Source organism: Curtobacterium sp. MCBA15_007 (assembly GCF_001864905.1).
Lineage (GTDB): Bacteria > Actinomycetota > Actinomycetes > Actinomycetales > Microbacteriaceae > Curtobacterium > Curtobacterium poinsettiae.
Genome location: NZ_MJGM01000030.1, coordinates 1 through 9,835, shown reverse-complemented (window position 1 = coordinate 9,835; position 9,835 = coordinate 1). Strand labels below are relative to the sequence as shown.

The 9,835-nt window shown below is 70.3% G+C and carries 11 protein-coding genes; 7 read left to right on the top strand and 4 right to left on the bottom strand.

Features of this window, described 5'->3' with window-relative positions:
- Positions 1-238: 238 nt before the first annotated feature.
- The 4 genes from BIU95_RS12550 to BIU95_RS12535 all read left to right on the top strand — a co-directional run bounded on the left by BIU95_RS12550 (position 239) and on the right by BIU95_RS12535 (position 3,286).
- Entirely contained in the window at positions 239-1,066 is an 828-nt protein-coding gene (locus BIU95_RS12550; RefSeq protein WP_071251827.1) for an HNH endonuclease family protein, read from the top strand.
- Positions 1,067-1,142: 76 nt separating this feature from the next.
- Entirely contained in the window at positions 1,143-1,808 is a 666-nt protein-coding gene (locus BIU95_RS12545) for a GPP34 family phosphoprotein (RefSeq protein WP_083389366.1), read from the top strand.
- A 153-nt stretch (positions 1,809-1,961) separates the two neighbouring features.
- Positions 1,962-2,765: an SDR family oxidoreductase gene (locus BIU95_RS12540; protein WP_071251825.1), complete on the top strand. Its 804-nt coding sequence runs from the start codon at positions 1,962-1,964 to the stop codon at positions 2,763-2,765.
- A 104-nt stretch (positions 2,766-2,869) separates the two neighbouring features.
- Entirely contained in the window at positions 2,870-3,286 is a 417-nt protein-coding gene (locus tag BIU95_RS12535; RefSeq protein ID WP_159556558.1) for an SseB family protein, read from the top strand.
- Between the two features lie 109 nt (positions 3,287-3,395).
- Here the strand turns inward: BIU95_RS12535 and BIU95_RS12530 are convergent, their stop codons facing one another.
- From BIU95_RS12530 to BIU95_RS12515, 4 genes are all read right to left on the bottom strand, one after another.
- The gene (locus BIU95_RS12530; protein WP_240048600.1) at positions 3,396-3,812 is read right to left on the bottom strand and encodes a hypothetical protein; all 417 of its coding nucleotides are present in this window, start codon (positions 3,810-3,812) and stop codon (positions 3,396-3,398) included.
- Between the two features lie 64 nt (positions 3,813-3,876).
- The gene (locus BIU95_RS12525; RefSeq protein WP_071251823.1) at positions 3,877-7,371 is read right to left on the bottom strand and encodes a TM0106 family RecB-like putative nuclease; all 3,495 of its coding nucleotides are present in this window, start codon (positions 7,369-7,371) and stop codon (positions 3,877-3,879) included.
- A gap of 37 nt (positions 7,372-7,408) precedes the next feature.
- Positions 7,409-7,882, bottom strand: a complete 474-nt coding sequence (locus tag BIU95_RS12520; protein WP_071251822.1) for a hypothetical protein — start codon at positions 7,880-7,882, stop codon at positions 7,409-7,411.
- A gap of 44 nt (positions 7,883-7,926) precedes the next feature.
- On the bottom strand, positions 7,927-8,145 hold the full coding sequence (locus BIU95_RS12515) for a DUF1653 domain-containing protein (protein ID WP_254783355.1): 219 nt from the start codon (positions 8,143-8,145) through the stop codon (positions 7,927-7,929).
- 108 nt (positions 8,146-8,253) lie between these two features.
- Here BIU95_RS12515 and BIU95_RS12510 point away from each other — a divergent pair, with 108 nt between their 5' ends.
- The 3 genes from BIU95_RS12510 (at position 8,254) to BIU95_RS12500 (ending at position 9,831) form a co-directional block, all read left to right on the top strand.
- On the top strand, positions 8,254-8,775 hold the full coding sequence (locus tag BIU95_RS12510) for a hypothetical protein (RefSeq protein WP_071251821.1): 522 nt from the start codon (positions 8,254-8,256) through the stop codon (positions 8,773-8,775).
- An 88-nt stretch (positions 8,776-8,863) separates the two neighbouring features.
- On the top strand, positions 8,864-9,355 hold the full coding sequence (locus BIU95_RS12505) for a co-chaperone YbbN (protein ID WP_071251820.1): 492 nt from the start codon (positions 8,864-8,866) through the stop codon (positions 9,353-9,355).
- Positions 9,352-9,831: a DUF4395 domain-containing protein gene (locus BIU95_RS12500; protein WP_071251819.1), complete on the top strand. Its 480-nt coding sequence runs from the start codon at positions 9,352-9,354 to the stop codon at positions 9,829-9,831. The genes BIU95_RS12505 and BIU95_RS12500 overlap by 4 nt, the downstream gene beginning before the upstream one ends.
- The last annotated feature ends 4 nt before the right edge of the window (positions 9,832-9,835 follow it).

Below are 9,835 nucleotides of genomic sequence, written 5' to 3'. Positions count from 1 at the left end.
CCGTGCGAGATCCGCCAACCCGTGCGACATTGCCCACCCCGTGCCACGCCACAACCCCGCACCGAACAACCCCGACCGCACACACCGACCAACCCCGCACCGTGCCGCGCGCGCCGCCCCGGTATGTCGGTCACGCACGAGATGATCGTCCCTGTCCCGCCAGACCCGCACCACCGCACCACCGCACCACCGCACCACCGCACCACGTTCCGCCCCGCACCACCTGGAGTCCCACCGCATGACGTCCCGCCGACGCCGCAGCCGCATCACCCTGACCTCCGTCCTCGTCGTCCTGGCCCTCGCCGTCGGTGGGTACGCCCTCGACGCCACCGGGGCCCTCGGCCCGGACGCCGACGCGGCCGGCACGACCGACACGGCCGGCACGACCGCTGCGGCCGGCACGACCGCTGCGGGCGGTCCCACGGCCGTGGAGACGACCACGATCGGACCGCAGGACGCGTCGTCAGGGGCGAGCCCGACCTCCAGTGCGACCGTCAGCCGCGGAACCGACGCCGACGCGGTCCGCGCACGCACCCAGCTCGCCGACCTGCCCGTCAAGGGCAAGGCGGCGGCCACCGGCTACGACCGCACCGGCGACTTCGGCAGCGCCTGGCTCGACGTCGACCACAACGGGTGTGACACGCGGAACGACGTCCTCGCCCGCGACCTGGCCGGCATCACCCGCGAGGGTCGCTGCAAGGTCCTCACCGGCACCCTCGTCTCGCCGTACACCGGTGCGCGGGTGGACTTCGTCCGCGGCAACACGACCTCGACGCTCGTGCAGATCGACCACGTCGTCGCGCTCGAGAACGCCTGGCGCACCGGAGCCCAGCGCCTCACCGAGACCGAGCGGCAGGCACTGGCGAACGACCCGGTGAACCTGTTCGCCGTCGACGGCCGGTCCAACTCGCAGAAGGGCTCCGGCGACGCGGCGACCTGGCTCCCCGCGAACAAGGCGTTCCGCTGCACCTACATCGAGCACCAGGTCACGGTGAAGACGAAGTACCACCTTTGGGTGGCCCCGGCAGAGCGGGACGCGATGGAACGCGTGCTCGGCGCCTGCTGACGTCGGGCGGCCCGGCGCTGCTGAGTGTCAGCCTGGAGGCCCGGACCACCTCCGCCCCGCGTGGCAGGCTGCGGACATGGCTGAGCAACTCACAGTGCCGCAGGCGTTCGCGCTCCTCCAGGTCGAGCCCGGCGGCCGCAAGTCCCTCGACGGGCAGACGCTGGACACCGGTCTCGCGGGCGCGGTCCTCGCGGACCTCGCACTCCGCGGTGTCGTCTCGCTGCAGGACGGCCTGGTCACCGTCGTCAACGGCGCCGCCACAGGCGACCCGGTGCTCGACGGCGTCGTCGGGTCGATCGCGGCATCGGGTGCGCCGCGCAAGGCGAAGTGGTGGGTGAGCCGGCTCGGCAAGCAGCGGCTGCGCGACGACGTGTTCGCCGGCCTCGTCGCCAGGGGCATCATCAGCGTCGAGCAGGGCAAGGTGCTCGGCCTCTTCCCCACCACGAAGCACCCGGAGCGCGACGGAGCCCCGGAGGCACTGCTGCGATCGGGCATCGCGGACGTGCTGGCTCGGCGGGCGGGCCCGACACCGTTCTCCGCCGCGGTCATCGGGCTGCTCGACGCGACGAACACGCTCCGCAAGCAGTTCGGCGCGGTCGACAAGGGCCTGGTCGAGGAGATCACCTCGGGCACCTGGGCGAGCCCCGCGGTGCAGGCCGTGCTCGAGCAGATCCGAGCCGCGGCGATGATCGTCATCATGGCGGCGACCACCGCGACGGCAACCACGGTCATCACGAGCTGAGGTCGGCCGCGGGCACCCGCTGGGCACCCACTGACGAGGCCGTTGCGCGACAGGTGTAGTCTACTTTTATCGATGCGGATGCATTGATCGGACTCGCTGCTCCACCGCGGACCCCGAGCCCTTCGCCGTCGAAGACCTCAGGAGGCCTCCCCCATGCCCGAAACCACCACCGGCACCCCCCGCTTCACCGACCGTGTCGTCCTCATCACCGGCGGCGGCTCCGGCCTCGGCCGTGCGACCGCCGTCCGCCTGGCCGCCGAGGGCGCTGCGCTCTCCCTGGTCGACGTCTCCGAGCAGGGTCTCGAGGCGACGAAGACCGCCGTCATCGACGCCACCCCGGACGCGCAGGTCCTGACGACCGTCGCCGACGTCTCCGATGAAGCCCAGGTCGACGCCTACGTCACCGCCACGACCGAGCGCTTCGGCCGCATCGACGGCTTCTTCAACAACGCCGGCATCGAGGGCAAGCAGAACCCGACCGAGTCCTTCACCGCCGCCGAGTTCGACAAGGTCGTGTCGATCAACCTGCGTGGCGTGTTCCTCGGGCTCGAGAAGGTCCTCAAGGTCATGCGCGAGCAGGGCTCCGGCATGGTCGTGAACACCGCGAGCGTCGGCGGCATCCGCGGCATCGGCAACCAGTCCGGGTACGCCGCCGCCAAGCACGGCGTCGTCGGACTCACCCGCAACTCGGCCGTCGAGTACGGCCGCTACGGCATCCGCATCAACGCCATCGCCCCCGGGGCCATCTGGACGCCCATGGTCGAGAACTCGATGAAGCAGCTCGACGCGGAGAACCCCCGCAAGGCGGCCGAGGAGTTCATCCAGGTCAACCCGACGAAGCGCTACGGCGAGGCCCCCGAGATCGCCGCCGTGGTCGCGTTCCTGCTCTCCGACGACGCGTCCTACGTCAACGCGACGGTCGTCCCGATCGACGGCGGGCAGTCGGCCGCGTACTGAGTCCGTCACCTCCGACACCCGGCGCACGTCCGCGTGCGCTGGGCGTCGACCTGGAGGCGCGGCTCGGCCCCGCCGTGTCGTGCGGGCGTGACAGCATGGTCGGCGTGAGCAACGACGAGACGAACGGATCAGCCTTCGGCCGAGGCGTCGACAAGACCCCGCCGACCGCTGCCGCCGAACTGCGACGGAGGATGGCCGCCTCTCCGGCGGGCTTCCTGCGCAGCGCGGCGTGGGTGCCCTGGAAGCCGGCGGGCAGTCCGGAAGCCGGCAGCGTCGCCCACGTCATGATCCGTGACAAGCCGTTCGTGCCGGTCTTCACCGACCCCGGCGAACTCGCCGCCGGCCTGCCCGAGGCCGAGGGTCGCCCGGTGCCGATGTCCGAACTCGTGTCGGCGCTGCCCGAGGAGTTCGGCATCGTGGTCGACCCGACGAGTGCCGAGGCGGCGAACTTCCTGCACGCCGACGTCCTCGCCCAGATGCGGGTCCAGATGCAGAGCGGTGTCCCGACGAGCGACGACTGACCCGCGCGCTCCCACCGTCCGCGGCGGGCGAGTGCGGGGCGTTTTCCGCTGTGTGACGGTTCTGGTTCACGATCCTCGGGGTTCGTGAACCGAAACCGTCAAACGGGCGTCAGGAACCCGACGCCGCCCCGACCACCGCAAGCGTCAGCGCGAGGGCGATCGCCACCGCCGCAGCCGTCCCGAGCGCGACGAGCCACCCGAGCGGCCGCTTCCGACGGACCTTCGCCGCGAGCACTCCGCCTGCAGTGCACACGACGACGAGGACGATCGCCTCGACCACTGCGGTCTGCATGCCCATCGACCGGTTGCAGACGCGCGTCGAGGACTCCCAGTCACACCCGTACTGCGACACCGTCCCGAGGACCCAACCGAACAGCACCGCGAAGCCGCTGAGCATCGCGATGACCACGAACAGGGCGATGGTGACGACCAGGTCGACCGTCGACGCCGTGTTCGCCTTCGGCGCCGGGACCGGGCCCGGCACTGGTGCTGCTGTCGGCTGTGGTCCTTGCGCTCCTGCAGACATCGTCCCCCGCTCCCCTGGCCCCCTCGGCCTTCTGCAGCCTAGAGGATCCGCCCCGTCGCCTCGATCAGCGGCCCCGTTCGACGAGCTCGATGAAGCGGGACAACAGGGACAGACCGGCGATCGACAGGGGCAGGCCCGTGGTGAGCGCCGGCGAGTGCACGAGGTACGCCGCCCACTTCGCCCGCGAGATCGCCACGTTCAGCCGGTTGGGCATGAGCAGGAAGTCGAGCCCGCGCGGGATGTCCGCCGCACTCGACGCCGCCAGGGACACGATCGACACGACGGCCTCGCGGCCCTGGAACAGGTCGACCGTCCCGACCTGGGTCCCGGTGAAGCCCGCGCGGTCCAGCTCCTGCCGGATCAGGGCTCCCTGCGCGTTGTACGGCGCCACCACGATGACGTCCTCGTCGGTCAGGGCACGCGTGTCGGAACCGTCCGTCCAGGTGCGACCGACGACGTCACCGACGAGTGCGACGACGCGGGCGGCCTCCTCGGCCGACGACGTCGTGTTGCCCGCGTGGACGACCGGCACGGGGTGCACACCGGCGTCGACACCGTCGAGGTGTCGACCGGAGACCATCGAGGCCAGCTGCCCGTCGTAGGACAGGGCCGAGACGGACTCGGTGAGCGCGGGCTCCATGCGGCGGGTGCGGGCCAGGAAGTAGCCGAACTCCGGCGGCAGGACGTGCTGCCCGTCGGCGAGCCAGCCGAGCGCGGACTCGTCAACGGGCTCGGGGTGCGAACCCTGCGACACCTGCGGGAGCTGCTGGGGGTCACCGAGCAGCAGGAGCCGGGTCCCCGCGACCGACGAGGCGATGGTCGGGGCGAGGGAGAACTGTCCGGCCTCGTCGACCACGAGCAGGTCGAGGGAACGACGCTCGATCGTCGACTCGTTCGCGAACGTCCACGCCGTGCCACCGACGACACCGCCGGTGCCCGAGGCCTCGCACGACGACAGGAACGCGGCGACCGCGGCACCGTTCTTGACGGGCGTCCACGCGGCGGCGTCGAGGTCGTCCTCGGTCGCGCCGGACTTCGGCACCTTCACGACCCGGTCCGCGGGGACGCCGGCGTTCACCACGGACGACAGGAAGTTCTCCGACGTCGCGTGGGACTGCCCGACGACGCCGACCCGCCAGCCGTACTCGCGGACGAGCCGTGCGACGACGTTCGACCCGACGTAGGTCTTGCCCGTGCCGGGAGGGCCCTGGATCGCCAGGTACGAGCGGTCGAGGCCGAGCAGGGTCGACACCACGGCCGACACCGTGTCGTCACCCTGCACCGGGACGATCGCACCGCGCGGGGGCACCCGACGCAGCAGGTCGAGCGCAGGGTCGGGCAGCATCGCCGGCAGCTCGTCGAGCACGGCCTGCCCCCACCACGCGATCGCCTCCGGCTGGGGCTTCGCTCGGGGCGGTGCCGACGGGGCGAGGGCCACCGGGAACTCGTGGTGCGGCTCGCCACCGACGGGCAGGCCCTCTTTCACGAGGACCTCGACGGCATCGCCGTTGTCCCACGCGTCCACGATCACGGCGCGCGACGACGCGCCCTTCGACCCGGGGCCCGGAGAGGCGACCGATGGCGGAAGCGGGTCGTCGTAGACCAGGTGGGGCGTGCCTCCAGGCCGGAGCCGCGAACCGGGCGCGAGCGTCCCCGACAACCGGAGTTCCCGCGACTGCGAGCGAGCACGCGGCAGGGTGTCCCAGTCGCGCTCGACGGACGCCCGCTCCACGACGAGGACATCACGCGTGTCGGCCCAGTCGTCGACCGGGTTCCGCAGGCGGTCGAAGTGGTCCTGCCAGAAGGTCTTCGCCTCGCGGCGGTGGTAGTCGATCGCGGCTGCGGCGAGCGCCAACGCGGTCTGGTCAGGAGTGCGGTCGAGGGCGTCGACGTCCTCAAGCTGCGCGGCCAGGGCGACGTACACCGGATTGGGTTCGCGCTCGACGGGGATCGGCGGGACCTCGAGCTCGAGTGCCGGGTCGGCCGCGTCCGGGTCGTCGGTGCGCAGCGAGCGGAGCCAGTCGCGCAGGCGCAGGGTCGAGCGGCAGTCGTAGGCGTTGTAGTCGGCGACCTGGTCGAGCATCCGCTGCCCTTCGACGGCGTCGCCGTTCCGGAGTTCCTCGATCGCTTCGACGTAGGCGGTGATGCTGTCGGCGGCGTTCGTGACGTCGCTCTCGCGCAGGTCATCGCCCATGTAGAGCGGCTCGAGCTTCTTGATCGAGTAGCTGTGGCTGCCGACGACCAGGGCCTTGCGGACGATCGGGTACAGGTCGACCAGGACGCCGGCGCGCAGCAGGTCGTCGACGGCCTCTTCGCCGACCCCGTGCCGGGCCGCCAGGGACAGCAGGTGCGTCCGTTCGTACGCCGCGTAGTGGTAGATGTGCATGCCCGGGTACTGCTGCCGCCGGGCCTCGATGAAGGCGAGGAACTGCTCCAGCGCAACCCGCTCGTCGCGGATGGTGTGCGCCCAGAACGCCGTGAACTCGGCGCGGTCGTCGACCAGGCCGAACAGGTAGTCGAGGCCCCAGTGCACGCCGTCCTCGGTGTGCAGGGGGTCGCCCTCGAAGTCGAAGAACACGTCGCCCGGGTCGGGTGCGGGGATCGCGTCGAGCGCGCGGGCATCGAGGACGTCGAAGCGCGGCGTCACAGGCTGGTCCGGCCGGTCGGCACCGTTCCGTCGGGCGGTCTCCGTCTCGATCTGGAGGCTCGCCTGACGTACCAGCCGATCCTGCGTCGCGCGGGACAAGCCCGGTACTGCCCGGGTGCGGACCGCCAGGTCGTCGATCGTCCGCACCTCGTGCTTGATGAGCTTCGCCCGCTGGTCCAGGCGCATGCCCGCGACGAGCACGAGGTCGCGGTGCTCGGCCACCTGGGTCGAGCAGACGGCGCAGCGCCCGCAGCTGGAGTACCGCGGGTCGCCCCACTGCAGTGGCTCGTCGGCAGCGATGCGCTCGGCGATCACCCGCTGCAGCTCGGCGCGCTGCGTGCGGTACACCGGCGCGATGTCGGCGAGGTCGTGCGTCGTGGTCGTCCGGTCGCCGAGCACCAGGTGCACCTGCTGTCCGGTCGGGATGCCGTGCGCTTGCATCTGCTCGGCGTACGCGGCGAGCTGCAACAGGGCGCTGATCTTGGCGTGGCGGGCGAGCTTGGTGTCGTAGACCTCGTACTCGCCGCGTTCGTTGCGGATGATGAAGTCCGCGAAGCCGATGAACCCGGGGGCGTCGGCTGTCGGCGCCGCGTGGAACGTCGGCTGGTACAGCACGTCGGCACCGTCGGCGAAGGCCTGTCGTGCTTCGGCTGCGGCGCGTGCGTAGTCCGGCTGGGCAGGGCGGTCGAACTCGACGACGGCGCGGGTCTGCTTGAGGATGTCGAGGTAGTCGAGCTCGTGCTGGTCCCCCAGCCGTGCGGTGCGCTCGAGCATGTCGTCGTGCACGTCCGGCAGGGCGTCACCGCGACCGAGCTTGGCGTCGAGCCGGCGCAGGAACGCCCACTCGCAGGCCGACCACGTGCTCAGGTCACTCGGGCTGAGTAGGGCGCTGCCGTTGGACGTGATCTGCACGGGGACAACCGTAGATGCATCCTCCGACGGCGGAATCTCAGCCCGTGAAAGCAAGATCCCCGGGTCGGATCACGTCGTCAGCATTTTTCAACCCTGTTTCCCGCAGGCGTGCATGCAGCTCGTCGCGCAGCTCGACTGCGAGGAACCAGTATTGAGGCGGGTTTCCCGCGCTTCGCTCAAGGTAGCGATTGCAAGCCCGAATCATCGCTGTCAACGCTTCTTGTGCTTGCTCGTGCCGGACCAGTTGCGCGCGGGTCTCCCGGATCCGGTCACGCACCGACAGGACGCTGGCACTCAGCTGGCCGAAATCTTGACCCTTCTCGGCGTTGGGGATCAGCCGCGGCTCGCCGATCGCGAACGCCCGGCGCTCGCTCAATTCTCTGATCAGTTCGTCGATAACAGCCTTCTCCAGCTTGCCTCGCTCCCGTCGGTAGGCAAGGTAACCGAGGCCAGCTGTCAGCGCTGCACCGACCACTGCACCGAGCAGCGCACCCATCCAGTCGAAATCCATTCTGACCCCCTGTTCGACGATGACTCGACTCTAACCAGGAGGAGTCAGTGTTCGGCTCGGACGAACCGCGGCCCGTCGTACCCGTCACGGTTCACATGTGCCGTGAAGTCAGCGAGCGAGCGAACCCAGTGCCCCCGCGCGCCGTACAGCGCCTGGTAGACGACCACCCGCTCCTCGGTCTCCACGTCACGGGCAACCAGGACGACCTCGTAGTCGTTGCCCTTGAAGTGTCGATACCGCCCGGGTGTCACGTCGAAGCTCACGCTCCGATGCTAGGGCTAGCCGCGCGATGCGATGCCGTGGATCGCGAGCGGCACGCTGCTCCCGCGGTGCGGGAATCCGTTCGGTACGGTGTCTGAAAGGGGGGAAGGATGACCGAGAGCACCAACATGCAGGGCGCAACGGGGACGAACGAGAACGAGACGCCACTGTTCGTCGTCCGCCGACCGAGGTTCCCGGGGATCGTTTTCCTGATCCTCGGCGGGACCTGCATCGTGATCGGGGTCCCCGGCTTCATCGTGCAGATGCTGGCCACTCCGAGCGACAGCGATCCCACGTTCGGGTTGATGGCCGCCTTGGGCGTCGCATTGCTCGTGATCGGACTGGCGCTCGCTGGCGACCGCGTCAACGTGTACGACCGGCATTACGAGGTGAAGTCCGGGTTCGGGAAGTTGCGTCGGCGCGCGATCGACGACATCCACACTCTGCGGTACGGCAGTCAGTCGAACGGCGGCGGGCCGACGTTCATCAGCCTGACCGCCTGGAACGACCGGAAGAAGAAGCAGTTCGTGGTGTTCACGAACTACCGCGGATACGGCGCCTTCACCGAGTGGATCGCAGCGCGTCGACCCGAGCAGTGGGCTGCGTGCCAAGGGCTCGGCGTACCCGAGTAGGCCGCTCCGGGCTCGTGCTCATCGATACCGTCGCGTCACATCCGGTCACGTTCACCGGGTGCGCACGAAACGGGCGTACCGTCGCCGCATGACAGTCGAAACCGCCGTCGGTGTGGTCGTGGGGATACTCATCCTGGCGACGATCATCGGGGTGGTCCTCCGCCACGTCACAGGTCGTGCCCGCTTTGCTGGGGACACCATCAGAAAGAGCCGTCTGCGTGCCGACGACCTCGCTTCCGTGAGCGGCTACGGCTCTGCCGCAACCCTCGTCCAGTTCTCGACGCCGACGTGTGCTCGTTGCCCGGCCACGCGCCGGTTGCTCGACGCCGTCGCAGACCACCACGAGGGCGTTCGACGCATCGAGATCGACCTCGCCGAGCACCCCGGACTAGCGAGCCGTTTCAACGTCCTGCAGACCCCCACGGTCCTGCTCGTCGACGGTTCCCGGACCGTTCGCACCCGCTTCGGAGGCCCACCGCACCCACCCGAGCTCGCCGCAGCCCTCGACACCGTCCTGAGCACCGCCAGCGCAGGCAGTACGGGCACCGCAGACACGACCGGCACCCAGGAGCCCCGATGACCACCACGACCGACACCGACCGCGGCATCGACCCCCGCTCCCCACGCTTCGGCGCCGCCATCACCACGGTGCTGCTCGCCGCGACGATCGTCCTCACGCTGATCCCCGAGACGTGGGTCGCCGGCATCGTGTTGCTCGCGGTCATCGTCGCGCTGTTCGCCGTCGGAGGCATCGCCGGCATCCGCCGCCACCCCTACGGCGCACTCTTCCGACGGGTCGTCCGCCCGCGCCTGGCCCCGCCCGCCGAACTCGAGGCTCCGGAACCCCCGACCTTCGCCCAGCAGGTCGGCCTGTTCGTCACCGCGGTCGCCCTGCTCCTCGCCCTGCTCGGCGTGCCGTACGCCGCCCCGATCGGTGCGGCGGTCGCCCTGGTCGCCGCGTTCCTCAACGCCGTCTTCGACGTCTGCATCGGCTGCCTGCTCTACGTGTGGCTGGTCCGCGCGGGCATCTTCCGTCCGCGACGCGGCGTCGCCTGACGGC

Excerpts from the sequence above, each read along its gene's own strand:
- BIU95_RS12550 (WP_071251827.1), top strand. The coding sequence starts at position 239 with ATGACGTCCCGCCGACGCCGCAGCCGCATCACCCTGACCTCCGTCCTC.
- BIU95_RS12545 (WP_083389366.1), top strand. The coding sequence starts at position 1,143 with ATGGCTGAGCAACTCACAGTGCCGCAGGCGTTCGCGCTCCTCCAGGTC.
- BIU95_RS12540 (WP_071251825.1), top strand. The coding sequence starts at position 1,962 with ATGCCCGAAACCACCACCGGCACCCCCCGCTTCACCGACCGTGTCGTC.
- BIU95_RS12530 (WP_240048600.1), bottom strand. The coding sequence starts at position 3,812 with ATGTCTGCAGGAGCGCAAGGACCACAGCCGACAGCAGCACCAGTGCCG.
- BIU95_RS12520 (WP_071251822.1), bottom strand. The coding sequence starts at position 7,882 with ATGGATTTCGACTGGATGGGTGCGCTGCTCGGTGCAGTGGTCGGTGCA.
- BIU95_RS12510 (WP_071251821.1), top strand. The coding sequence starts at position 8,254 with ATGACCGAGAGCACCAACATGCAGGGCGCAACGGGGACGAACGAGAAC.
- BIU95_RS12505 (WP_071251820.1), top strand. The coding sequence starts at position 8,864 with ATGACAGTCGAAACCGCCGTCGGTGTGGTCGTGGGGATACTCATCCTG.
- BIU95_RS12500 (WP_071251819.1), top strand. The coding sequence starts at position 9,352 with ATGACCACCACGACCGACACCGACCGCGGCATCGACCCCCGCTCCCCA.